This window comes from Bacillus sp. DX4.1 (genome assembly GCF_030348195.1).
GTDB lineage: Bacteria > Bacillota > Bacilli > Bacillales > Bacillaceae_G > Bacillus_A.
Map to the genome: position 1 here is coordinate 1,131,048 of NZ_JAUCFT010000008.1, position 25,290 is coordinate 1,156,337.

General features: G+C 36.9%; 19 protein-coding genes. 14 read left to right on the forward strand and 5 right to left on the reverse strand.

The genetic code is table 11. The features are described 5' to 3' along the window. Positions 1-2 precede the first annotated feature (2 nt). The 3 genes from hemH (at position 3) to QUF99_RS08745 (ending at position 5,091) form a co-directional block, all read left to right on the forward strand. Entirely contained in the window at positions 3-938 is a 936-nt protein-coding gene (hemH, locus tag QUF99_RS08735) for a ferrochelatase (RefSeq protein WP_289369521.1), read from the forward strand. 22 nt (positions 939-960) lie between these two features. Further along, positions 961-2,382 carry a protoporphyrinogen oxidase gene (gene hemY / locus QUF99_RS08740; RefSeq protein WP_289369522.1) on the forward strand — a complete coding sequence of 474 codons (1,422 nt, stop codon included), beginning with the start codon at positions 961-963 and terminating at the stop codon, positions 2,380-2,382. A gap of 342 nt (positions 2,383-2,724) precedes the next feature. Next, positions 2,725-5,091: a DUF6359 domain-containing protein gene (locus QUF99_RS08745; protein ID WP_289369524.1), complete on the forward strand. Its 2,367-nt coding sequence runs from the start codon at positions 2,725-2,727 to the stop codon at positions 5,089-5,091. A 57-nt stretch (positions 5,092-5,148) separates the two neighbouring features. Here the strand turns inward: QUF99_RS08745 and QUF99_RS08750 are convergent, their stop codons facing one another. Further along, entirely contained in the window at positions 5,149-6,012 is an 864-nt protein-coding gene (locus QUF99_RS08750) for a hypothetical protein (protein ID WP_289369525.1), read from the reverse strand. A gap of 868 nt (positions 6,013-6,880) precedes the next feature. Here QUF99_RS08750 and QUF99_RS08755 point away from each other — a divergent pair. Further along, a complete protein-coding gene (locus QUF99_RS08755; protein ID WP_289369526.1) occupies positions 6,881-7,453 on the forward strand; it encodes a TetR/AcrR family transcriptional regulator in 573 nt (190 codons plus the stop codon). 292 nt (positions 7,454-7,745) lie between these two features. Next, complete coding sequence (locus QUF99_RS08760) at positions 7,746-10,577, forward strand: YhgE/Pip domain-containing protein (protein ID WP_289369527.1); 2,832 nt, start codon at positions 7,746-7,748, stop codon at positions 10,575-10,577. A gap of 44 nt (positions 10,578-10,621) precedes the next feature. Here the strand turns inward: QUF99_RS08760 and QUF99_RS08765 are convergent, their stop codons facing one another. Then, entirely contained in the window at positions 10,622-11,320 is a 699-nt protein-coding gene (locus QUF99_RS08765) for a hypothetical protein (protein ID WP_289369528.1), read from the reverse strand. A 304-nt stretch (positions 11,321-11,624) separates the two neighbouring features. Here QUF99_RS08765 and QUF99_RS08770 point away from each other — a divergent pair, with 304 nt between their 5' ends. Continuing rightward, a complete protein-coding gene (locus QUF99_RS08770) occupies positions 11,625-12,068 on the forward strand; it encodes a carboxymuconolactone decarboxylase family protein (protein WP_289369530.1) in 444 nt (147 codons plus the stop codon). A gap of 242 nt (positions 12,069-12,310) precedes the next feature. On the opposite strand, the gene QUF99_RS08775 is transcribed toward QUF99_RS08770, so the two are convergent. Next, positions 12,311-12,838: a DinB family protein gene (locus tag QUF99_RS08775; protein WP_289369532.1), complete on the reverse strand. Its 528-nt coding sequence runs from the start codon at positions 12,836-12,838 to the stop codon at positions 12,311-12,313. Between the two features lie 91 nt (positions 12,839-12,929). After that, entirely contained in the window at positions 12,930-13,877 is a 948-nt protein-coding gene (locus QUF99_RS08780) for a helix-turn-helix transcriptional regulator (protein ID WP_289369533.1), read from the reverse strand. Between the two features lie 406 nt (positions 13,878-14,283). On the opposite strand from QUF99_RS08780, the gene QUF99_RS08785 reads away from it, so the two are divergent. Continuing rightward, positions 14,284-15,297 carry a LacI family DNA-binding transcriptional regulator gene (locus QUF99_RS08785; protein WP_289369535.1) on the forward strand — a complete coding sequence of 338 codons (1,014 nt, stop codon included), beginning with the start codon at positions 14,284-14,286 and terminating at the stop codon, positions 15,295-15,297. Between the two features lie 40 nt (positions 15,298-15,337). Here the strand turns inward: QUF99_RS08785 and yhfH are convergent, their stop codons facing one another. After that, on the reverse strand, positions 15,338-15,466 hold the full coding sequence (yhfH, locus tag QUF99_RS08790) for a protein YhfH (RefSeq protein ID WP_000567010.1): 129 nt from the start codon (positions 15,464-15,466) through the stop codon (positions 15,338-15,340). A 201-nt stretch (positions 15,467-15,667) separates the two neighbouring features. On the opposite strand from yhfH, the gene QUF99_RS08795 reads away from it, so the two are divergent. From QUF99_RS08795 to QUF99_RS08825, 7 genes are all read left to right on the forward strand, one after another. Beyond that, positions 15,668-16,402, forward strand: a complete 735-nt coding sequence (locus tag QUF99_RS08795; protein ID WP_289369537.1) for an MBL fold metallo-hydrolase — start codon at positions 15,668-15,670, stop codon at positions 16,400-16,402. 10 nt (positions 16,403-16,412) lie between these two features. Further along, the gene (gene lplA / locus QUF99_RS08800; RefSeq protein WP_289369538.1) at positions 16,413-17,402 is read left to right on the forward strand and encodes a lipoate--protein ligase; all 990 of its coding nucleotides are present in this window, start codon (positions 16,413-16,415) and stop codon (positions 17,400-17,402) included. A gap of 210 nt (positions 17,403-17,612) precedes the next feature. Beyond that, on the forward strand, positions 17,613-19,145 hold the full coding sequence (locus QUF99_RS08805) for a fatty acid--CoA ligase family protein (RefSeq protein ID WP_289369540.1): 1,533 nt from the start codon (positions 17,613-17,615) through the stop codon (positions 19,143-19,145). Positions 19,146-19,641: 496 nt separating this feature from the next. Beyond that, positions 19,642-21,201 carry an IS200/IS605 family accessory protein TnpB-related protein gene (locus QUF99_RS08810; RefSeq protein WP_289369541.1) on the forward strand — a complete coding sequence of 520 codons (1,560 nt, stop codon included), beginning with the start codon at positions 19,642-19,644 and terminating at the stop codon, positions 21,199-21,201. Positions 21,202-21,425: 224 nt separating this feature from the next. Further along, complete coding sequence (locus QUF99_RS08815; RefSeq protein WP_289369542.1) at positions 21,426-22,535, forward strand: metallophosphoesterase; 1,110 nt, start codon at positions 21,426-21,428, stop codon at positions 22,533-22,535. A 365-nt stretch (positions 22,536-22,900) separates the two neighbouring features. After that, positions 22,901-24,061 (forward strand): RNA-guided endonuclease InsQ/TnpB family protein, encoded by a 1,161-nt coding sequence (locus QUF99_RS08820; RefSeq protein WP_289369543.1) that lies wholly within the window; start codon positions 22,901-22,903, stop codon positions 24,059-24,061. Between the two features lie 252 nt (positions 24,062-24,313). After that, on the forward strand, positions 24,314-25,219 hold the full coding sequence (locus QUF99_RS08825; protein ID WP_289369544.1) for an AraC family transcriptional regulator: 906 nt from the start codon (positions 24,314-24,316) through the stop codon (positions 25,217-25,219). Positions 25,220-25,290: the final 71 nt, after the last annotated feature.

Here is a 25,290-nt window from a genome sequence, read left to right on the forward strand (position 1 = left end):
GTATGAAAAAGAAAATCGGATTGCTTGTGATGGCATATGGAACGCCGTATAACGAAGAAGATATTGAGCGTTATTATACGCACATTCGCAGGGGACGAAAGCCGAGCCCAGAAATGTTAGAAGACTTAACGGAACGCTATCGTGCAATCGGCGGTATTTCTCCTTTAGCGACAATTACGCTAGAACAAGCGAAAAAAGTAGAAAAACGTTTAAATGAAGTACAAAATGATGTTGAATTTCACATGTATCTCGGTTTAAAACATATTGAACCGTTCATTGAAGATGCGGTACAAGAAATGCATAAAGACGGGATTGAAGAAGCGATTGCTCTTGTTCTTGCGCCGCATTATTCTACATTTAGCGTGAAATCATATGTCGGACGAGCGCAAGAAGAAGCGGAAAAACTAGGGAATTTAACGATTCATGGTATTGATAGTTGGTATAAAGAACCGAAGTTTATTGAGTACTGGGTAGACAAAGTGAAAAAAATATATGATGGCATGACAGTAGACGAACGTGAAAAAGCAGTTTTAATTGTGTCTGCTCATAGTTTGCCGGAGAAAATTATTGCTTTAGGTGACCCATATCCAGAGCAGTTAAATGAAACAGCTGACTATATTGCACATGGTGCGGAAGTTCGTAACTATGCAGTTGGTTGGCAAAGTGCAGGAAATACACCGGATCCATGGATTGGACCAGATGTACAAGATTTAACGAGAGAGTTACATGAAAAGTATGGTTACACTTCATTTGTATATGCGCCGGTTGGTTTTGTAGCTGAACATTTAGAAGTATTATATGACAATGACATTGAATGTAAAATCGTTACAGAAGAAATTGGGGCAAAATATTATCGCCCAGAAATGCCAAACGCATCAGACGCATTTGTTTCTTGTTTAGTAGATGTAGTATTACAGAAACAAACAACTGTTTCGTAATGTTAGGAAAGGAGGAACCATTTTGAAGAAGAAAGTCGTTATCATCGGCGGTGGAATTACAGGTTTAACAACTGCGTATTACTTACAAAAGGAAATTCGCGAAAAAGGATTGCCGATTGATACAATGTTAATAGAAGCATCAGGCAAACTTGGAGGGAAAATTCATACCGTTCAAAAAGATGGATTTACAATTGAACGTGGTCCAGATTCTTTCTTAGAAAGAAAAGAAAGTGCAGCTAGATTAGTGCGCGATTTAGGACTTGGAAATCAACTTGTAAATAATGCGACTGGTAAATCATTTGTTCTTGTTAACAATCGATTACATAGCATGCCAAGCGGATCTATGATGGGGATTCCAACGCAGATTACCCCGTTTCTATTTTCAGGATTGTTCTCTCCGATTGGTAAGCTAAGAGCTGGTTTTGATTTTGTGTTACCTCGTTCCAAACCCGTTTCTGATCAATCGCTTGGTCAATTTTTCCGCCGCCGTTTAGGAAATGAAGTGGTAGAAAATTTAATTGAACCATTGTTATCTGGCATATATGCAGGTGATATTGATCAAATGAGTTTAATGGCGACGTTCCCGCAATTTTATCAAGTGGAGCAAAAGTATCGTAGTATTTCGCTCGGCATGCGTACGCTAGCGCCGAAAAAAACGAAAGATGTAAAGCCGAAAGGGATCTTTTTAACACTGAAAACAGGCTTGCAATCGATTGTGGAAGCGATTGAAGATAAGCTCGAAGATGAGACGGTCATGAAGGGCACTCGCATTGAGAAAATTTCCAAAGTGGGCGACGGTTATAATATTACGCTTAGCAATGGAAAAGAAATAGAGGCGGATTCTATCGTTATTGCTGCGTCTCATAAAATATTGCCGTCCATGTTTGCTCAGTATAAGCAGTTCCGCTTCTTCCGTAACGTTCCATCGACATCGGTTGCCAATGTTGCGTTAGCTTTTCCAAAGGAAGCGATTCAGCGTGATATTGAAGGAACAGGCTTCGTTGTATCACGAAATAGTGACTTTACAATTACAGCGTGTACGTGGACACATAAGAAGTGGCCACATACAACGCCGGAAGGAAAAGTGCTTCTTCGTTGTTACGTAGGTCGCCCAGGTGATGAAGCAATCGTGGAACAAACGGATGAAGAAATTGTTCAATTTGTATTAGAAGACTTGAAAAAAACAATGGATATTACAGCAGATCCAGACTTTACAGTTGTAAGCCGCTGGAAAGATGCGATGCCGCAATATACAGTAGGCCATAAAGAACGCATAGCAGAGCTGAAAACATTTATGGACAAAGAACTACCAGGTGTTTATGTAGCTGGTAGCTCTTACGCTGGAACGGGTCTTCCAGATTGTATTGACCAAGGTGAGGCGGCAGTGCAGCATGTATTATCTCATTTAGAAAAAATAGATGAAGCAGAATTAATTGCACAATGAGAAAAGCATCCCTATGCGTAAGGGATGCTTTTTATCCCGCTATTTGCGGGCAGTAATACCCCCACCTCAAATTTCTGCAGAAAGCAAAGAAGTTAGGTGGGGGATAAACTGTCCGTAAAAGCCCGATTGGTGAGGGCTAATAATCAGTGGGGGATGAAGAAAACCCCCACTGATTAAAGTTTCACTTTATATTGTAAGAAAATAGTTCGAGAACAATATGAAAATCTTCTACAGAAGTAGGAGATTAATTTTTTGTAAATTTTGTCGAATATTTAGTTCTTTATAAAGAACTATTTGTTATGATAATACATGTTAAGAAAATATGTTGAATTGGGGAGGCGGATGAATTTGAAGAAGATAGCAATTATTTTTTTGTCATTAGCACTGATGGTTTCATTTACAGGAATAGTGGCCAAGGCGGAAGAAGGCGGTACACTGTCAGTAAATGAAGCGATTCAACTGTTTCAAAATCATGGAGAAAGTAAAGGGGTAGTAGAAGGATATATTGTCGGATATACACAAAGTCCTTCTAAGTATACGAAAGATCCAGCAAAGTTTGGAGATACGAATGTCGCGATTGCGGATTCTCCAAATGAGATAAACCCAGATAAGATTATGCCTGTTCAATTGCCAAAAGGTGAAGTGCGAGCGGCAGTAAATCTGAAAGATCATCCTGAAAACATTGGGAAGAAAGTTCGTTTAACAGGGAAGCTTGAATTGTATTTTAGTAGCCCTGGCTTAAAGTCGGTAACAGCTTACAAATTTCAAGATGAAGCACAAAATCGTGTGAGTGATGTAATTGCATCTCCAAATGGAGGGGAAATTGCGAAAGGAACAGCGGTCACATTAACAACAGATACGGCACAAGCAGAAATCTATTATACGTTAGATGGATCGGTTCCAACGAATAAAAGTATTCGTTATAATGAACCGATTGTTTTAAATGAAAATAGTGTCATTAAAGCGATTGCTGTAAAAGAAGGGCTTGAATCGTCACCTGTGTCTACCTTCTCATTTACAGTTGTAAAATATGAGCCAATTCGTATTCATGATATTCAAGGGAAATCTCATGTGTCCCCTTATAATGAGAAAGAAGTACAAAATGTAGAAGGTATTGTTACAGCGTTAGATAAATATGGTTTTTATATACAAGATCCACAACCTGATCATGATCCTGCAACATCAGAAGGTATTTATGTATACCAGAAAGGTGCCAATGTTGCGGTAGGAGATCTTGTTCACGTTGATGGAGAAGTAGAAGAACATATCGGAGCTGGATATGCTGAGCGATTTGATACAGATCTAGCTATTACAGAAATCAAAGCAAATCGTGTTGCAGTAACAGCGAAAAACCAACAGCTACCAGAAGCGATTGTATTAGGAGAAAAAGGTTTGAAAATACCAGATCAAACCATTGATAATGATGCGTTTGGCATATTTGATCCAGAGGAAGATGCAATTGACTTTTATGAAAGTGTAGAAGGAATGCTCGTAACAACACCGACACCAACGATTGTTGCACCGCAGAAAAATGGAAATCTATATGTAACGGTTGCAAATGGTGGGAATAAAGTGACAACGAAATATGGAACACCGTTGCTGGAAGAAAATCAATTAAACCCAGAACGTCTGTCTTTAAAAGTTTCGCGTGACTACGTAGCAAAGGTTGGGGATACGTTTACTGGAGATATAACAGGTGTAGTCGGATATGATTATGGTGCGTATCGTATTTCTCCAACGACCGAACTACCAGTTGTAACAGATGGTGGATTTAAACAAACTGGTGCAAATATTCAGCCGAGTCTAGGAAAACTAACAGTAGCGACATATAACATCGAAAACTTCTCAGCGAATAAAAAGCAAACATCTGATGAAAAAGTAAAAGAGCTTGCTTATTCTATTAAATATAACTTAAAGATGCCTGATATTATTGGTGTACAAGAAATGCAGGATAATAATGGAACAATCAATGATGGAACAACGGATGCTTCTTTAAGTGCAAAGCGAATTATTGATGCTGTGCAAGAAATTCATGGACCCAAATATGAATATGTAGAAATTGCACCACAAAATAATCAAGATGGCGGAGCGCCGGGAGCGAATATTCGCGTGGGCTTTTTCTATAATGCATCACGTGTGAAACTAGCGGATAAACCAAAATTACTTGAAAATAACGTTGTACGCATCGGTCAAGATAATTCATTATTTGATAGTACGCGTAAACCGTTAGCGGCTGAATTTACATTCCAAGGACAAAACATTGTCGTTGTTTCCAGTCACTTAAATTCAAAAATAGGGGATGCAACGCCGTTTGGAAAAATTCAACCGCTTGTATTAAAAAGCGAAGAAAAACGAATCCAGCTTGCACAAGAAGTGAATGGTTTTGTAAAAGGTATTCAAAAACGAGATGCAAATGCAAATGTTGTTGTACTTGGCGATATGAATGACTTTGAATTCTCTAAACCACTGCAAGCACTAAAAGGTGATACGATGAAAGATATGCTAGAAACGGTTTCAAAGGAAACACGCTATACGTATATCCATGAAGGAAACGCACAAGTACTAGATCATATTTTAGTTACGAATCATATTGCGCCATATACAATTGTCGATCCTGTACACTTAAACACAAATATTATGCAAGAACATGGTCGTGTAAGTGATCATGATCCAGTATTAGCTCAAATCGATTTGAAAAAAGCTTCTTAATCAATAAAGTAAAAAAATGTCTCTCAGTAATCATGCTGAGGGACATTTTTTATAGCATCATAAGCTGATAGATTGTGATTGTTGAATCGCTTTTTTACATCTCATTCTTTTTTGGAGTCTACGCATATATTTTGTTCTATCTTTTTGGATACCTTTTATATAGAGAAATAGACTGAGTCCAAAAAACAGGAGACATTCTACAGTTAAAATAACAGGTGATACCCCTTGCAGCGGTTGCTTCGGATCATATAAATGAATCGGAGCCCCAGCAACGGTAGGAAATACGATGTTTAAAATCACATAGGGTAGTGAGCTAATGGCAAACGGAAATAAAAGTGCCATATAATCCTTTTGTGACCAGATAGATGCTGCTAATCCTAAAACTGCCATAAGGCCTGCGAATAAAAAATTAATACCAATATAGAGAGAAATATAAGATAGTGGGGAACTGTAATATAGTGATGAAAACATACCGTTGTTACTTACAGCTCCTGAAGCGGTCGTTGGAAGACCGTCTGGTAAAGTGAGTTTACATAGTAAAAAAGAAAATAAAAATGGGAAAATATAAATAAGCCCTCCACTGATAAAAGTGACAATATATTTCGTAAATACATAAGAGCGGAGAGGAATTTCCTTACTAATAAAAGATTTAAAGCCATCCGATTTATCAGCATTATAGCTTGTGCTAAAAGGTAATGTTGCTAATACAGGCATTAATAGTAAATAAATATTCATCTCATTATCGCCAAAGCCAATCCACTTATAGGACGTTGTAAAAAAATCATTTTGTATAATCCCCATGTACTGGATAACGTAGTAATAATGATAGCCGGAGACAAGAGCGAGTCCACTGAGCAGGATGATAAACGAAATTCGATTGAAAAAGGCATGCTTTATGTTCAAACTAAGTGCACGTACCATAAGTAATATAGCCTCCACTATTTTTAATAAAGTGAAACTTCCATCAGTGAAGTCATTCCTCAATGATGGAAATCCCTCACCAATCGAGTTCTTACGGGCAGTTAACCTTCAACTATATAAATACAAATTAAAAAACCGACATAAAACCCTTCTTTTTAGGTGGGAGAGAGCATCCGGCCATGCATAGAAGCGGTCAGATCCTTTTCCTGCCCAGACATAGTGAAAACAAGGAGAGAAAACGAGTGCAGGTCACCTTTTGTTATCCACAGCCGCGGCTTATATGTCGAAAAATAAAAATGGATTTATATAGCTTCTTTGATTTCTTAGAATTTTGAGGTGGAGATCTTACTGCTCATTAGAACGGGATAAATATATCTACTTCTATCTTACTATTAATTGTAAAATTTTTCTTGTTTTTTTCATGGTGTTTATATAGAAAGGATTCCTTTTATTCCATGTTAATGGACAGTAAGGGTGTTCTAGCAACCGGAGATAAAGAAGCGTTCTACTGATGGAAGTTACATAAATCAATTGTTTTAAAGTATGGAGCCGTAAATATATCCATTCAGCATATATGATTATTCAAGCGTTCTTTGTCTTTTCATTTTAGTTCTCTTTCTGATACAATATGACGGAATTATAGTAAAAAGTTTGCTACAAAAAAATTGCTTGTTTATCCCGCTATTTGCGGGAAATAATCCCCCCACTTCAAATAGACCATAAAGTCGTTAAGTGGTGGGTCAAAGAGTAGAATTTCGTCTACTGGGAATTAATAAAAAGAGAACTTGTAAAGAATGGAAACTTGTGGTATCATCAAAAGCGTACTTATTGACTGTAATGTTCAAATAGTCATTTTGGAGGTGGAGATGTGGCGGTTGATCGAAAACGAGCAATTATTGAAGCTGCGACAAAATCTTTTTCAGCATTTGGTTATAAGGCAACGACAATGGATCAAGTTGCAAAATTAGCGAATGTAGGAAAAGGAACAATTTATACTTTTTTCAAAAATAAAGAAGAACTGTTTGGGGAAATTATTTCTAACTTAATTACAGAAATGAAGCAAGTTGCAAAGGAAGCAATTCGTTCAGATGTTTCATTTTTTGAAAATGTACATAAAGCATTATACAGCATCTTAGAATTTCGAAAAGAACATCAGCTTATGATTAAACTCATTCAAGAAGAGCGAGATATGGGAACAAAAGAAGTGCAAGATGTGATGCATCAAGTTGATGGTGAAATTGTTTCCGTTATTCAGTCTTATTTAGAGGTTGCAATTGAAAAAGGTGAGATTAGTAAATGTGATCCGGAAATTACCGCGTTTATTATGCTACGTTTATACGTATCACTTATCTTTGATTGGGAAAAAAATCATGAACCGCTAGAAAAAGAGCGGATCGCAGAGCTTTTTGAACTTTATTTATTAAAAGGATTGTCAAATTAAGATAATCCTTTTATTATAGTAAAATGTGACCCATTGAACGAAGTGGTCAATGATTTAATTGAAGGGGGATAAAAATCAACAACAGATAATGTATGTGAGGTTGTCAGAGGATAATCTTTTTATTTTGCACAGCTTGACCAAGTGGATGAATTAGTCATTTATAATAAAAAGGAGCATAGAATAGAGAATGAAAATTAGGGTTAGGTCATATGTATAACAATAAGATAGCCTTTTTATTTGTTCGAAAATGACTAATTGAATGAAATGGTCAAAAATTAGGGAGGAAGAAACAATGAGAGGTTTTACCCTGCTTGGTAAGGAATTTAAAGAGATTATAACAAGCAAAAAGATCTTAATTCCAATTATTGCAGTATTATTTGTACCGCTCTTATATGCTGGTATGTTCTTATGGGCGTTTTGGGATCCATATGAGCAGTTAGAGGATTTGCCAGTTGCGGTCGTCAATCTTGACAAAGGTGTAGTTTATGAAGGAAAGCCACTGGAAGTCGGTCAAGGATTAGTCGATAAATTAAAGGATAATAAGAGCTTTAAATGGGAATTTGTGAGTGAAAAAACAGCAAGAGAAGGAATGGAAAATCGAAAATACTATATGTTAGTTCGTATTCCAAAAGATTTCTCCGATAATGCAACAACGCTGTTAAAAGATCATCCAAAACCATTAAATTTAGAATACATTCCAAATGAAAGCTTAAACTTTTTATCTTCACAAATCGGTGGAACAGCCATTGAAAAGATTAAAGGTGAAGTATCTAATACGTTAACAAAAACGTATGCAGAAAAAATGTTTGATTCAATAAGCGATGTTTCACAAGGATTTGCTGATGCAACAGATGGAGCAAATAAATTACATGACGGAGCTGGGGAATTACACGATGGATCCGGTCAAGTAACAGATGGTTTGCATACATTGCAAGGAAAATCTGGCGAGATGAAGAATGGTGTTGGCCAGCTATTAGATGGATCTGGTAAAGTAACGAATGGTTTAAATACGTTAAATGGAAAAACCGGTGAAATGCAGATCGGGATTGGTAAATTGCTAGATGGTTCCGGTCAGGTAACAAACGGTTTAAATACGTTAAATGGAAAAACCGGTGAAATGCAAATCGGAATTGGAAAATTACTAGACGGTTCCGGCCAAGTGACAAACGGTTTAAATACGGTAAATAGTAAGACGGGTGAAATGCAGATTGGAATTGGAAAATTACTAGATGGATCTGGAAAAGTAACGAATGGCTTGAATGTATTAACAAATAAATCTAGTGAAATGCAGAATGGAATGGGGCAACTTTCAAATGGTCTTAGTGAATTAGAAAAGGGTCAAGGAAGGCTTGTAAAAGAGGGCGCTCAACCAATTCAAGAAGGCCTTAATGGACTATCAAATAAGTTACAAGCATCGGTGGATGGGATTACTGGAATGCAAAATCAAATTTCAGAATCAGCGTCTGAAAGTGCTGGGAAGCTAGATAATGGGGTAGCACAGTTTACAAAAGGAGTCTCTGATTGGCAAACGAAAGCAAGCGGACTAACGAATGGTGCAGAGCAAGTAGATGGTAGTGCTCAAAATGTTTTAAATGATTTAGCTAAGTTAGAGAAAGAAATAAATAGCCTTCCAGAACAACAAAAACAAGAATTACAAAATACTATAGAAAAATTGAAAAGTGATACTAAAACAACTGTAGGATCTGCCAAACAAGTGGCGCAAGGTGCACAAGGATTAGCTAACGCGTCTGGCGGCCTCAAACAAGGTGCAACAGATTTTACAAATGAAGTGAAAAAATCTGTGAATAACAGTCAATCTCAATTAACAACTGGTATGAATCAGTTAATTGATGTACAAAAACAATTTGTTGATGGTGCTAATAAGTTAGCAAATGGACAAGAAACCTTTATGGACAACTTCCAAACATTCGGTAAGAAGTTAGGAGAAGCCAAGGAAGGCGCTGTTAAATTATCAGCAGGTTCAGGTCAATTAATTGATGGTGTTAACCAATTGGCAGATGGTTCTAAGCAAGTAACAGGTGGTCTAGGTGAACTATCAGCCGGAGCAAATCAAATGGCAGGAGGAATCGGCCAGTTAGCAAGTGGTTCTAGTCAAGTAACAGGTGGTTTAGGAACATTATCTGCCGGAGCAAATCAAATGGCAGGCGGTGTTGGTCAGTTAGCAGATGGTTCTAACCAAGTAACAGGTGGATTAGGAACATTATCTACTGGAGCAAACCAAATGGCAGGAGGAGTCGGGCAGCTAGCAGACGGCTCTAATCAGGTAACAAATGGCTTAGGTACATTGTCAGATGGCTCTGGCCAATTAATCGACGGCGTAAACAAACTAGCAGATGGATCCGGAAAAGTAACAGATGGTTTAGTGAAAGTAAATGATGGATCTAGTGAACTTGCTGAAAAACTTGGCGAGGGTGCTGAGAAAACAGGCGAAGTAAAAGGTAATGACAAAACATATAACATGTTTGCAGATCCAGTGAAAGTACAAACTGAGAAACTAGCAGAAGTTCCAAACTACGGAACAGGATTTACACCGTACTTCTTATCTCTTGGTTTATTCGTTGGGGCACTTCTACTATCTATTGTGTTCCCATTACGTGAAACTGTAGGTGTACCAAAATCAGGATTTAGCTGGTTTATTAGTAAATTCGGTGTTTTATTAACAGTTGGTATTATTCAAGCAATCGTTGCTGATTTAGTATTACTGTTAGGTTTAGGCGTTGAAGTACAGAGTGTTCCATATTTCATTCTGTTTAGTATTTTGACAAGTTTATCATTCATTACATTAATTCAGTTCTTAGTAACTGCTTTCAGCGATGCAGGACGTTTTATCGCGATCTTAACATTAATTCTGCAATTAACAACAAGTGCAGGTACATTCCCACTTGAGTTAATTCCAAAACCATTACAAATCTTTAATGCATGGTTACCAATGACATATTCTGTATCTGGCTTTAAAGCGGTTGTATCAAGCGGAGACTTCAGCTTTATGTGGCAAAATGCAGGTATTTTAATGATCTTTATTGTTCTGTTATCACTTGGAACCATTGGAACATTAACTTGGATGCATAAGCGTCAGTATGGAAAATTTGCAGAAGAGCAATAAATAAAAAAACTCCTAGTGGACACAGTCCACTAGGAGTTTTTTATTTATTGTACAATTTCACTTTGTTTTTTACGAAAACGATAGATGCCGTACCAAATGAGGAGAGCAGTACTGACTCCCCAAACAGTAGGGCCATATTTCTCTGTGGATACATCTGCTTGCATCCTTTTAATCATCTCTTCTTTAGATGTCCCAATTAAAAGTTTTTCTCCCTTATATCCTTCAAGAGTATTGCCCTTTTTCAATCCAAAGATAAGAGCTTCTCCGTGATTCTCGATGCCTTTATAGCGGAAACCTTCTCTATTAACAACTAATAGCGTGTCATTATAATCAAAATTGTAATCAGCTGAAGTAATGTCTGATGTAAAGAGTGTAAGGGGTTCCATCAAAAACCTAGCTTCTGCAAATGATGGGAGAAACTGATTATTTATAGAAAGATGTTTAGCAACCTTTTTTTCTGTATTCCTCAGCTTCCAACTATTTTTCTCTTTCGTATACCTGCTTTTTTGGAAAAAAACAAATTCTTTCTTTATCTTTGTTTCATCTGTAATTGGTTGTTCGGTGGCTATATTCCCTTTTAATAAAACGACACCATCTTTAGCAGATTGAAAGAGTGTGCTTTCCTGTGTTTTATTCAGTTTGTTTACAATATCAGTATAATTGGTTTTTCCGAAAAGTACTTGCATGGTTTCTATAGTCATGAATACATATATAATGCCGATTACTATAAATTGTTTTTTCACTACAAATCCTCCCTAAATGTTTGGTGATAATAAAATTGTTTCATTTATAATAAAGTCATTTAAAAATTAATAAAGTTATTCAATTTCTTCTGACGGTAATAATAAAGTAATTTAAAGGTGAAAATATTTGTTTGAAAAATACGGTTACTCATTTGCGGTATTTACGTACCATGAAACAACTAACTACACTATCTACAACTGAAATTCTCTTTAATTTTGAATGTCGTACAAACAAAATATTAGTACAAATGTTCGTATGAAGGTATAATTATAAGTATCTTAAAATCAAAGGAGGTCTTGCCTTATGAGTCAAAGAATTTCCTACTATGATGTTGCACCTGATGGCATGAAAATTATGATGGATATGGAGAAGTACACTAAGAAGTCTACAATTAATCGAATTACTAGAGAACTTATAAAGATTAGAGTCTCTCAAATTAACGGTTGTGCTTTCTGCATAGATATGCATACATCCGATGCTCGTAAGATAGGTGAAACCGAACAACGAATTTATTGCTTGAATACTTGGAATGAATGTGATTTTTATACACCTGAAGAGAAAGTTGCTCTTGAACTATCTGAGCATATTACTCTAATTCCTACTAAAAGAGTTCCTGAAGACCTATATAAGCAAGTACGTGAACACTATGACGAGAAACAATATGTTGACCTTGTTCTGATAATCAATCAAATCAACAGTTGGAATAGAATTTCTATTGCAATGGGGAATACAGCAACTAAAAAATAATTGCTCTTAACGAACGGTAAATAATAATAAAATTAAACAACTTTATTATTCTGTAACACTAAATACGCTTAAAAATAAAAAATGAACTATGATATGTATAGACGTACACTTAACCTTTTTTGTAAAAATAAGAGCGGTTTTCCCTGTTAATTATATACAAAAAAGTCACAGTATTTCTACAATGGAAGCAGAGAAATACTGTGACAATGCTTTTAATTTTGAACATAAACATGAATTGAATTTTATTTGATCGGGAGCACTTCCTCCAATCTTTCTTTTTGACGAAGATGATGTGCAAAGTGCATATAAACTAGCTGAAACCATTCCACAGCGTTTAAATAACCGAGTCCAGGGTGCTCCACTTTATGATTGCTTGGAGAAGAAGATAGCGTGAGTTCAACTTCTTTCATTTGTTCAATCAGCTGTAGCAAGGCTTGTTTTATTTCTTCTTTATTTGTTGGATTGTTTGGTGTGTATCCAGGGCGATTAGGTAATTTTATTTGTATTGGAGGAAAAGCGCCCATCCCATATACTTTTTCACCCATTTCTGTTTTCTTACCATCTACAGTTGCAGATTCAGTTGTACATGTCTTAATGGCACCTAACTGCATATATAAAGCAGATGAAAGTAAATGATTATACATTTGTCCTAGAGACCATTCATCTTCGGAAGGTTTTTCTGTAAATTGTTTGAGGGAGTACTTTTCTAACTCGTTAACGTAATACATTGCTAAGCTCTCAAACTTCTCTAAAATTATTTTTGTGTTCATAGGATACTTCCTTTCTTTCTTGTTTTTTGTTCTTTATCACTACTATAAAGGAGCCTTGTTGACACCATTATGTCAGTAATAAAATAATAAATTATACGTTTAACATTTTTTTAGCCTCTTCTTGAATCCTTTTGGAAAGAGCGGTTGGTTGTAACACTTTTACATAACTTCCCCAGCTTAGCACCCATGGGAATACATCCTCTATTTGTCTTGCCTTCAAAAAAACATGAAATCCATCTTCTTTTTGTTCATATGTATCTATGTAAAAATAGTGTGATTCAATGACTTTATGAGAAATAGACTGTGGAAACAACAGGTGAACACGTAAGGTACGGTCATTATTTGGTTGATAGTCTGGCAAATAGAAGTCTTCTGGTTTTTGAAAGAAGTCTTGCTCTTGTCGTAAGTCACGCATTCGCTCTAAACGGAAATGTCGTAGTTGTTGCCGAAGAAGACAGTGGGCGACCATGTACCAAATTCCTGATATGTTGACTAAGCCATATGGGTTGACGGTGCGATTTGTTTGCCCAGCTTGATCTTGATTTGGTTTTCGATAAGAAAAGGAAACACATTGCTGTTGTTGAATGGACTCTTGTAATAGAGAAAGCTTTTCTTCTAACTGCTCTGGATCAAAGGTTTGATGAGAAAAAGATCCTGAAAGAAAGCGGAATGTTTCCCGTAGTTCTTTGACTTTTTTCTGCTGTTCAGAAGAAAGGATTGCTTCCAGCTTTTCTTTGGCAGAAAGAGCGTGTACAGAATAGGTCGAGTCAAGGTTTTGTTCTATATAATCACTTCCTAATAGAAGTGTAACGGCTTCTTCTGCTTTTAATTGAATAGGGGGTAAGAAATATCCATCCATCAATGAATAGCCTTGTCCTGGCATAGAGAATATTGGGACACCAGATTCACTTAATGCTTGCATATCTCGGTATATCGTTCTTTTGCACGTTTCAAATTTTTCAGCTAAGCTTTTGGCTGTAACAATCTGCTTTCTCTGTAATTCTATAAGAATAGAAAGTAAGCGATCTGTTCGATTCATTATGTATCATCCTTTTTCATATGGTAGGCGATCTTATATTAGGGACAGTTCGGACAATGGAGCTGTATCTCCTGCAACTATATAAATCCATTTTGATTTTTCGACATATAGCCGCGGCTATGGATAACAAAAGGTAACCTGCACTTGTTTTCTCTCTTTGTTTTCACTATGTCTGGGCAGGAAAAGGATTTGACCGCTTCTATGTATGGCTGGATGCTCTCTCCCACCTAAAAGGAAGGGTTTTATGTCGGTTTTTTAATTTGTATTTATATAACGAGGAAAATACATACTTTTCCCTATGAATAATATTAATATAGTAAAATTCTAATAACTCATATTGCAGTTTCCAATTATATACTATATAATCGAATTAAGAAAACGTTTTCATACAAAGGGGGAGAATTTCGTGTCAACGATCGAGGACGTGGCGAAATTAGCGGGTTTATCAAGAACAACGGTTTCTCGGGTGATTAACAACCATCCGTATGTATCAGACGAGAAGAAAAAGAGAGTACAATTGGCGATGAAGCATCTTGGTTTTGTACCAAATTCTGCAGCGAGAAGACTTCGTAAACAGAAAACCGAAACAATTGCGGTGCTTGTTCCAAGGATTACAAATCCTTTTTTCAGTAGATTTATTGAAGCGATTGAGATTGCGGCTTCTGATCATAAATATAAACTGATTATTTGTCAAACGAGGTATTTACCAGAAAAAGAAATGGAGTACTTACAGCTGTTATCAACGAAGCAAGTTGATGGGATTATTTTGTGTTCACTTGAGAATCCATGGGAAGAAGTAGAACCATATTTACAGCACGGTCCAATCGTGTTATGTAATGAATATATTGAAGAAGCGAATATTCCAACGGTGAAATTTGATCATGCACAAGGGGCTTACATAGCTGCACAACATGTGTTAGAACAAGGGTATCGCAACCTTATTTTTTGCCGTGGAAAAGAATCAAAAGTAGTGAGCCAACAGCGCAAAATGGGATTTTTACGTGCAATTACAGAAAAGAATAAACAAGTTGAAACGATAGATTTTCTTGAAAACGCTTTCTCTTGGGATGATGGAAAAAGAATATTTCATGAAATACTAATAGACAAAAAAAAACCTACCGCTATTTTGGCAGGAGGAGATGAAGTAGCAGCAGGAATAATCGCAGAAGCAAAGCGTCACGACTGGAGCATTCCTGATGATTTAGCTGTTGTTGGCTTCGATAATCAAATTTTATCGCAGATTACAGAGCCAGGTATTACCACAATTGAACAGCCAATTGATGAAATGGCTCGAAAAGTTGTCGATTTGATGATGGATAAAATCCATACGAAAAATTATAGAAAAAAAGAATTGTATGAGTTTGAATTGGAGCTCTTGGTGAAAGGGTCAACGATGAAAAACACAATGTTACTAGCCTAGTAGACGATGTCTGCTAGGTTTTTCTTCTGTTTACAAACTACTATTCTTCGTGAACGCAATCGTCACATTTATTATGATATGCTTCGTGCTGTTCATCAATTTCTTTCCCGCAATGGGCACAAGTTTTCGTCGGTAAATTTCTGAAAAATTCCATTGGTTGATCTATCATGTAAATCCCTCCATTTCCATTTCTTACTAACATTGTATTAGTACAAAAATAAAAAGTCAACAACTGTTTTATAACAAAGTTAAAAATAATGAAAAAGTTTAGGAAATGAATTATAGTTAAGACTGTAGAGTGTAAGTAAAAACCTTTCTCAATTGAGGAGGAATATTACATTTCTAGTGTGTTTAGAAAGGATGGATACATATGAAAATGACAGTTGTTGGCTTTTGGGGCGGCTTTCCAGAAGCGGGAGAAGCAACGTCGGGGTATTTGTTTGAACACGATGGTTTTCGTTTACTTGTTGACTGTGGCAGTGGTGTACTAGCACAGCTTCAAAAATATATAACACCATCTGATATAGATGCAGTTCTGTTATCACATTATCATCACGATCATGTTGCGGATATTGGGGTATTGCAATATGCAAGATTAATTACAAGTGCGACAAAAGGACAATTACCGGAACTACCGATTTATGGGCACGGATTTGATGTGCAAGGGTTCTCTACTTTAACACATGCACCGCATACAAAAGGGATTGTGTACAATCCGGAAGAAACATTACAGATTGGGCCGTTCTCTATTTCATTTTTAAAAACAGTACATCCTGTTATATGCTATGCGATGCGTATTACGGTGGGAGATGAAGTAATCGTATATAGTGCTGATTCCAGCTACATTCCTGAATTTATTCCATTTACAAAAGATGCAGATTTATTTATTTGTGAATGCAATATGTATGCACATCAAGAGGCTGCAAAAGCAGGGCATATGAATAGTACAGAAGTAGCGGGTATTGCAAAGAATGCAAATGTAAAGGAACTCTTGTTAACGCATCTGCCGCACGCAGGAAACACAGCTGATTTAGTAGAAGAAGCAAAACAAATTTTTGGCGGCCGCATTACGCTTGCGCATAGCGGTTACGTTTGGAATTCATGAGGTGAAACAAATGTTATTTATTGATAATAAAGGGATTACAGATCCTACAATTAATTTAGCAATTGAAGAATATTGCGTGAAAAATTTAGATATTAACGAAACATACTTATTGTTCTACATTAACGAACCTTCCATTATCATTGGAAAAAACCAAAACACAGTGGAAGAAATTAATGCAGACTATGTAAAAGAAAAAGGCATTCATGTCGTAAGACGTTTATCTGGCGGCGGTGCTGTGTATCACGATTTAGGAAACTTAAATTTTAGTTTTATTACGAAAGATGATGGAGATAGTTTTCATAACTTTAAAAAGTTCACAGAACCTGTTACAAAAGCACTTGGGAAATTAGGTGTAAATGCAGAGTTAAGTGGTCGTAATGATATTTTAGCTGAAGGTAGAAAAATTTCAGGTAACGCACAGTTTTCCACGAAAGGTCGTATGTTCAGCCACGGTACATTATTATTTGACTCTGAAATTGATCACGTTGTCTCTGCATTAAAAGTGAAAATGGATAAGATTCAATCAAAAGGGATTAAATCAATCCGTAGCCGCGTTGCAAACATTACAGAATTTTTAAATGAAAAAATGACAACGGAAGAATTTAAACAGCTTCTTCTTGCAACGATTTTTGAAGGAGAAACAGAAGTTCCAACATATGAGTTGACAGAAGAAGATTGGAAAGAAATCCACAAAATTTCTGAAGAGCGCTACCGTAATTGGGATTGGAACTACGGTAAGTCTCCGAAATTCAACTTACAGCATTCCCACCGTTTCCCAGTTGGACAAGTTGATGTTCGTTTAGAAGTGACAAAAGGAACGGTAACAGAGTGCAAAGTATACGGTGATTTCTTCGGCGTAGAAGATGTTCATGATATTGAAGAACGTTTAACAGGGATACAATTTGATAAAGAAGCATTTTCTACAGTGTTAGAAGATGTAGATGTAAAACGCTACTTTGGTAATATAACAAAAGAAGAGTTCTTAACTTTATTCTTTTAAAAGGGGAAAACAGTCATATTCCATATATGACTGTTTTCTATTTTAATGTAAAAAAGCGTATAAAAACAATGGATACAATCTCTGTTTGAAAAATGAATGAATGCTCATTTATATGCGGTTACTTGAATGTTACTTGCTACTTTAATTTTCTTTTAATATAATGTATTTAGAATTTTTAAATTTTCAAAATTTTATAAAGGTGGGGTTTGTGTGAATCTCGTTCAATCTTTAGCTGAAACGGCACGAAAGAAAGGAGAGAAACCGGCGTATATTTTTATGGATCAGTCGGTCTCTTATGACCAATTAAACAAAATGGTCACAAAGTTTTCTAGTAGTTTAGCAAACATGGGCATTGGAAAAGGGGACAATGTCGCATTAATTGTAGGAAATTCACCACATTTTTTAATTGGTTTATATGGAACGATGAAAGCAGGGGCAACTGTCATTCCAATTAATCCGATTTATACAGCAGACGAAATGCACTATATTTTACAAAATGGAGATGTAAAAACAATCATCGCACTCGACATCCTTCTCCCTGTTATACAGTCTCTTACAACAAGACTTCCTTCTCTCGAACATATCATCATATGTGAAACCTCATCAGAGTTTAACCATACAGAAACTGAAAAAATGAAAACGTTTACGGATTCTGTGACAAGCGGCGACTTGTCTTTTGAAGGTCCTGAACTAGATGAAGAAGACGTAGCTGTTATTTTATATACATCTGGTACGACTGGAAAACCGAAAGGGGCTATGCTGACACATAAAAATTTATATAGTAATGCCGGGGATGTAGCTGCGTACTTACAATATACTGGAGAGGACCGTATTGTTGCCGCGCTTCCAATGTTTCATGTGTTTTGTTTGACTGTAGCAGTCAATGCTCCAATCGTAAACGGTGCGACAATTTTAATGTTGCCAAAGTTTAGCCCGAAAGAAGTATTTCGCATTTGTCGTACGTATGAGCCGACAATATTTGCTGGAGTACCGACGATGTATAACTACTTATATTTATATGAGGATGCGAGTGCAGAAGATGTTCATACGCTGCGCCTTTGTATTTCCGGAGGTGCTTCGATGCCTGTTGCTCTTTTGAAAAACTTTGAAAACCGCTTTGGTGTTATTGTTTCGGAAGGATATGGATTATCAGAGGCATCGCCAGTTACTTGTTTTAACCCGCTGGATCGTCCTCGTAAACCAGGTTCGATTGGAACGAACATTTGGCATGTGGAAAATAAAATTGTGAATGAGCTAGGAGAAGAAATTCCCGTAGGCGAGGTAGGCGAGTTAATTGTCCGTGGGCCCAATGTAATGAAAGGATACTATAAGGCACCAGAAGATACAGCGGCAACGCTTCGCGACGGTTGGCTATATACAGGAGATTTAGCCAGGGCGGATGAAGAAGGCTACTTTTATATTGTAGACCGGAAAAAGGATATTGTTTTAGTTGGTGGTTATAATGTATATCCGCGTGAAGTAGAAGAAGTGTTGTATCAACATGATGCAGTCGCGGAAGTGGTTGTTATTGGGGTACCAGATGAAAGGTTAGGAGAAGCTGTACGCGCATACGTTGTTCTGAAGCATACAACTGTAACAGAAGCAGAACTCGTGCAGTATTGTTCCTTACATCTTGCCAAATATAAAGTACCACAGAGCATAGAATTTTTAGAAGAATTACCGAAAAATACAACAGGTAAATTACTGAGAAGAGCGTTAAAGGAAAAGGCGATGCAAGCATAATGAAATACAAAACAACTTACTTTCGTATGAAGTGGGTTGTTTTTGCTAGGAAAATAATGATTACGATTATATGAAATAAAGTGAAACTTTGATCAGTGAGGGTATTACTGCCCGTGAATAGCGGGATAAATAGTATGGTTGTAATTTAATATATTGTAAAAGGAAACGAACCATTTGTAAGTGAACAGACACTTTATGGATGGGGCGTTTCCTTTTACTTGTTTCTTTCGTTTAGTGTGAAAGATGACGTGCATAATATTTAAGGTGTGGGTGGGTTACAAGTTATAATGAAATATATAGAGGAGGTAACAACAGTTCTTTTAAAAGCGTATAAAATCATATAAACCCATCTAAAAATGATGAATAGGAAACCTAACAAAGAAGGAGGTGGAACCTGGTTTTAAAATCAGAAAAATCAAAATAAAAACCTTCCGTTAAGAACATGTGTTTGGTATGATAGGTATATACATTTGTTCGAGTGGAGGAGACTAGGAAAATGATTGTAACGCGTATATGCAAAGTTACTGCTCCCCGCAACACAGAACTAGACACCTTAATGAGAATTTTTAATGGAGCGATACGATATGCTTTTAACCGTTTGTTAGAAGAGAAAGATTCCAAAGAGTTAATCAAAATCCTGCAACCTCGTTTTCGTCTGAATAAACGCTATGCGGAAGATGCTGTTTTACAAGCACAGGCTGTTATTTCTAGCCAAAAGGAATTGCTTCCAGCATATGTAGAACATACCAAAGTGAAGTTAGAGAAAACACTGTGTAAAATTGCAGATTATGAAAATGGTGTAAAGACACCAAAAAAAGTCGATATCAGCATCTGTCTAAATGGTTTAGCAAAGCGAAAAGAAAAGCTAGAACAGAAAATCACAGAATGTGAATCTCATCTTGAAAAAGGGACAATTCCAAAAGTGATTTTCGGAGGCAGAAAAAACTTCATAAAGCGGATGAAAAGGCGTATTTCGAACGAAGAATGGAAAAATTTACGTTCCAAGTCATTGTATTCTCGTGGTGATCGTAGTAAAAATGGAAACTTAAATATGAGGATTGTGTATCAAGAAGATACGAACACCTTCGTATTAGAAATTGCAAATCCATTATTACGAGAAAAAGAAAAACGTATCGCACCGAGAATTGTCCTTCCAATTCATATTCCGGGTAAGTGGTTCAACGAAATTACTGATGTTGTAATGGGAACACAAGTGGGAGTGGGTAAGAGAGGGAAACCAATCAGCACTTATATTCCCTACACCATGGAATGTATTCGGAAAAATGATACGTATTACGTGCATATTTCTTACGATGAAAAGACCACTGGGAAAACGGTTATGCCCCGTGAATCACTTCTTTCAGACCGCATCGCTGGCATTGATATGAATATAGACCGGATTGCTGTGAGTATCCTTTCCAAACAAGGTAATTTTCTAGGAGAAAAGACCTTTTATATGCATGACTTGAGAGATGTTTCCTCCAATAAACGAAATAATATTATCGGAGAAACGGTAAAAGAAGTCATGGATTGGCTTCGTGCCCAAAACGTAGGAGCAATTGTAATGGAAGACTTAAAATTTGCACAGGAGCATGACACAAACAAATGTGTGAATCGTGCGACTGCAAGTTTTGCCTACAAGAAAATGTCAAACGTACTTATAGCGAGGGCTATGCGAAATGGGTATACGGTCAAAAAAGTGAATCCGGCGTATACATCAGTGATTGGACGTTTCAAATATGCGAAGAAGTATGGATTATCGGTACATGAAGCAGCCAGCTTTGTCATTGGAAGACGTGGGCTCGGATTGAATGAACGTCTTTCAAAAGAAGTGCTGAAGCTACTCCGAGAAAAAGTGAAGAGCCATCTCATTGCAGGACTCGCATCCATGGAAGAAAGCGAGAAGACAAATGAGAGAGGAAAGAAGCGGCAGCGACTGGGGATGTATTTAAGAAAGATTGAAATGTTCAAAAATGAGCATGAATGGTCTCTTTGGAATATCGTGAATCAAATGGTAAAGGTAAAGCATTGGCAATACGAATTACAATCGTTATGATAAAACTTCTTTACGAATGACTGATCAAAGGAAGAAATGGTTGTTCGTAAGTTGCCAGACCAAACAGGTCACTTGCGGGTTGTCTTATACGATAGGTATATGACGAAGTATTTCTTCCCTGCATGAGACGTGAGATTCGTCATGGAAGTAGAGTTTTATCCTGGTTTCTCTGCGTTATGTTACATTTTGATATATTTTGGTATATTTTTTAAACCAGGTGTGCTTTGAAAATACGGCGCTATTTCAACATGTTTACTATCTTTACAATATACACATTACTGATGTTTTACATTGGATGGAACGGATGGATTTGGCTAAGCACGACTTTTAATATTCAAACGTGGGGATATTATGCGGTGTTGGTCGGATTATTTTCATATGCATATTTAATTGTACAAGTTTTTAAATTCATTCCTTTCCTTAGAACAATTGGTTCTTACTGGTTTGCAGTTATACAATATGCATTGATATTGCTGCCATTAGCGGATGTAATGGTGTTTATCTTACACTTACTATCAATACCGAGAGAACCAGCTATTATTTGGACTGGAATCGTTGTTCTTATTACATTTGTTGTTATCTTTGGTTATGGAACATTTAATGCCTATAGTCCGATCGTTCGCAAATATGAGATCAACATACCAAAAGAAGCGAAAAATCGTAAAACGCTTCGCATTGCGATGGCTTCAGATATGCATTTTGGTAAACTGTCAGGATTGTCCCATTTGAAACGATTAGTGCACCATGTGAATGAAATGAAACCAGATATTATCTTGTTACCTGGAGATATTATTGACGATCATCCAAAGGAGTTTATTAAGAAGAATATGGGACAAGTTATGAAACAAATGCATGCTCCTCTTGGCGTTTATGGAGTGTTAGGAAATCATGAATACTACGGCGGAGCAATTCCTGAATTCCTGCAAGAAATGAAGAAAATTGATGTCAATATATTATTGGATGAAGTGCTGAAAATTGATGATAGTTTTTATCTTGTTGGAAGAAGAGATAAGACAGAAAGAGATCGTCAAAGTTTTGAAGCGTTAATGAGTACAGTGGATCAGAGCCTTCCAATCATTGCGATGGATCATCAGCCGTTTGAACTAAAACAGGCTGAAGCGACTGGTGTTGATTTATTATTATCCGGACATACGCATAGAGGACAAATGGCACCAAATCACATCATTACAAGAAGAATGTATGAATTAGATTGGGGATATGTACAGAAGGATTTCTTCCATGCGATTGTATCTTCAGGGTTTGGATTTTGGGGGCCGCCTTTACGACTGGGTAGCCGATCAGAGATTATTCAAATAGAAGTTACATTTGGGTGATTAGAGAAGAAATGAATAGTTAGAAAAGAAGCTGCCATATCATGTTGGCAGCTTCTTTTCATATACTGAACCTTCAGCCGGACGGTTCAACCAATTCCATAATTCCATATCACCAAGCGAAGCGAAACGAATGTTTTTTGCGTTTTGTAGTTTTAACAGTACTCCAACAGAAGTCCCCTTCCTCAAGCACGTGCAGGGCATAGCCCAGGTGGTAGGGAGGGGATGAATGTTGGTCGTGCATAGCACGAAATTTCTATTTCCTTTTTATGTCACATCATGTATGATAGTACTAGAAATAGACGCGAACATGTATTCTGTTTTGTGTTTAGGTATCTGAAACACTACAACGAAAAAAGAGGAAGGTGATGACAATGTTGCTAAGTCAAAAATACGAAATTTTCCCAACGAAAGAACAAAAAGAAACGTTAGACCGTTGGCTCCAATATTGTCGTCAAACCTATAATTCTGCTCTTTTAGACAAACAGAGAAAATATAAAGAAAACAAACAATCCTATACACGTTCTGACATGCAAAAGCAACAAACAATAGATAAGAGGACCTATCCTTTTCTAAAAGAAGTGCCATCACAGCCATTGCAAGAAGTGTTTTTACGACTGAGAAAGGCATATGATGGCTTTTTTCGTGGGGATTCCAAATATCCAAAATTGAAAAAGTATAAAGAATATAACAGTCTCACTTTCCCACAATTTGGATTAAAACCAAATGGAAAGCATCGTCTCGCCATGTCTTTTTCTGACAATGGAAAGCTATATAGCACAAAGCTAGGAGAAATTGATATCCTTCTTCATCGTCCGATAGAAGGAACCATCAAACAACTGATTATCAAACGCCAATCCAAGAGATGGTACGCTATTTTTAGTGTTGAGAGACAAGTTGTACCTTCCTCTATTGATATGGCAAATACAATTGGTATAGATGTTGGACTAAACAAATACGCTGTTCTTTCAAATGGAACGGCATTTGAAAATCCAAGATTTCTTCGTCAAAAAGAAAAGCAACTGAGGAAAGCACAGCGTAATCTTTCGAAGAAAAAGAAAGGCTCTGCGAACTATAACAAACAAGTAGAACGGATTCGACACCTTCACGAAAAGGTAGCGAACCAACGAAAAGATTGTTTACACAAATTAAGTTATCATCTTGCCCAAGAGTATTCGGTGATTTGTGTGGAAAATCTCAATATCCGAAACATGGTTCGGAATCGAAAGGTAGCGAAGTCAATTTCTGATGCGGGGTGGGGTGCTTTTCGCGGTATGCTTCTGTATAAGTGTAAGAAATTTGGAGGTCTACTTGTGAAAGTAGACCCAGCATACACATCGCAAGATTGTTCTAGCTGTGGGAATCGTGTGAAAAAATCGCTTTCGATTCGGACACATATTTGTACAAAGTGCGGAACGGTATTAGACAGGGATCATAATGCGAGTCTAAATATTTTACGAAAAGGGTTAGAGCAATTACTTGTGAGAACGACTGAGACTGTAGGGCAAGGTTGTGTCCAAATAGTATAAACGACGCCTGTGGAGAGTATGTAAGACTGCTTGGGTAACCTCCAAGCAGCAACGCTCTATGAAACAGGAAGCCCCTTCTTCAAACAACTCGTAAGAGTGTTAAGGAGGGGTCATTCACTAGTCTCCTCCCTCATTTATAACAACGAATTTTATTTATAAAAGTTACAGATTTCTGTAAAATAAAAGCAAAAAACATCAAGAAAAGAATGGCATTTTCTTTTATCATAATACATATAAGGCAGGTGAACAGAGATGGGAAGCTATGAAGTACAGATTCAAAAAGCAATAGATTATATTGAAGAAGATGTAATGGAAAAACAAACGTTAAGCAACCTTGCTCATATAGCAGGATTTTCAGAGTATCATTTCCATCGCGTGTTTCAAGCAATGGTTGGTGATTCCGTAATGGAGTATGTTCGTAAGAGGAGGCTAGCCCGGGCAGCTTATCAGCTTTCTCATACAGAAGAGAAAATCCTTGATATTGCGCTAGAGCATGGCTTTCAATCTCATGAAACGTTCATTCGAGCCTTTAAAAAGTTATTTCAGATGACACCGAGTGAATATCGAAAACAAAAGATTCGAACGCCGTTATATTCGAAAGTGAATGTGACATGGCGGAAGTGGAATCCATATTTAGGGGGAATACAAATGGAATTTCGGATTGAAACAAAACCAGCTTTTCATGTAATTGGATATGAACTCAAGACAACGAGTAGAGAAGGGCAAAATCAAAAGGATATTCCTATGTTTTGGGATAACTATTTAAAACAGAATCTTGGAGATAAAATTCCAAACCGTAAGCATACAAATGAATACGTAGAGCTCGGGATGTGTACGGATTTTCAGTTAGAAACAGGAGATCTCACTTATATTATTGGAATGGAAGCAACGAGTTTAGAAAATGTGCCAGATGAAATGGCGTACCGTACATTTCCTGAGGCAACGTACGCTGTATTTACTACTCCAAAAGTGCCGCATCAAGACATGGTAGCGTCAATTCAGCAAACGTGGAATGCGATTTTTTCAGAATGGTTCCCACATTCAGAGTATGAGCATGCTGGTGTGGTAGAGTTTGAGTTATACGATGAGCGCTGTCATGAAGATAAGCATGCACTTGTACAAATTGAGATTTGGTTGCCGGTGCAGAAGAAACAATAAGAGGCGAATCGAACCGTTTCAAGCAGAATCGGGGCATGTGGCGGTTATGGAAGTATTATATAAATTCATTT

Excerpts from the sequence above, each read along its gene's own strand:
- hemH (WP_289369521.1), top strand. The coding sequence starts at position 3 with ATGAAAAAGAAAATCGGATTGCTTGTGATGGCATATGGAACGCCGTAT.
- QUF99_RS08745 (WP_289369524.1), top strand. The coding sequence starts at position 2,725 with ATGAATTTGAAGAAGATAGCAATTATTTTTTTGTCATTAGCACTGATG.
- QUF99_RS08750 (WP_289369525.1), bottom strand. The coding sequence starts at position 6,012 with ATGGTACGTGCACTTAGTTTGAACATAAAGCATGCCTTTTTCAATCGA.
- QUF99_RS08760 (WP_289369527.1), top strand. The coding sequence starts at position 7,746 with ATGAGAGGTTTTACCCTGCTTGGTAAGGAATTTAAAGAGATTATAACA.
- QUF99_RS08770 (WP_289369530.1), top strand. The coding sequence starts at position 11,625 with ATGAGTCAAAGAATTTCCTACTATGATGTTGCACCTGATGGCATGAAA.
- QUF99_RS08775 (WP_289369532.1), bottom strand. The coding sequence starts at position 12,838 with ATGAACACAAAAATAATTTTAGAGAAGTTTGAGAGCTTAGCAATGTAT.
- QUF99_RS08780 (WP_289369533.1), bottom strand. The coding sequence starts at position 13,877 with ATGAATCGAACAGATCGCTTACTTTCTATTCTTATAGAATTACAGAGA.
- yhfH (WP_000567010.1), bottom strand. The coding sequence starts at position 15,466 with ATGATAGATCAACCAATGGAATTTTTCAGAAATTTACCGACGAAAACT.
- QUF99_RS08795 (WP_289369537.1), top strand. The coding sequence starts at position 15,668 with ATGAAAATGACAGTTGTTGGCTTTTGGGGCGGCTTTCCAGAAGCGGGA.
- lplA (WP_289369538.1), top strand. The coding sequence starts at position 16,413 with ATGTTATTTATTGATAATAAAGGGATTACAGATCCTACAATTAATTTA.
- QUF99_RS08810 (WP_289369541.1), top strand. The coding sequence starts at position 19,642 with ATGATTGTAACGCGTATATGCAAAGTTACTGCTCCCCGCAACACAGAA.
- QUF99_RS08820 (WP_289369543.1), top strand. The coding sequence starts at position 22,901 with ATGACAATGTTGCTAAGTCAAAAATACGAAATTTTCCCAACGAAAGAA.
- QUF99_RS08825 (WP_289369544.1), top strand. The coding sequence starts at position 24,314 with ATGGGAAGCTATGAAGTACAGATTCAAAAAGCAATAGATTATATTGAA.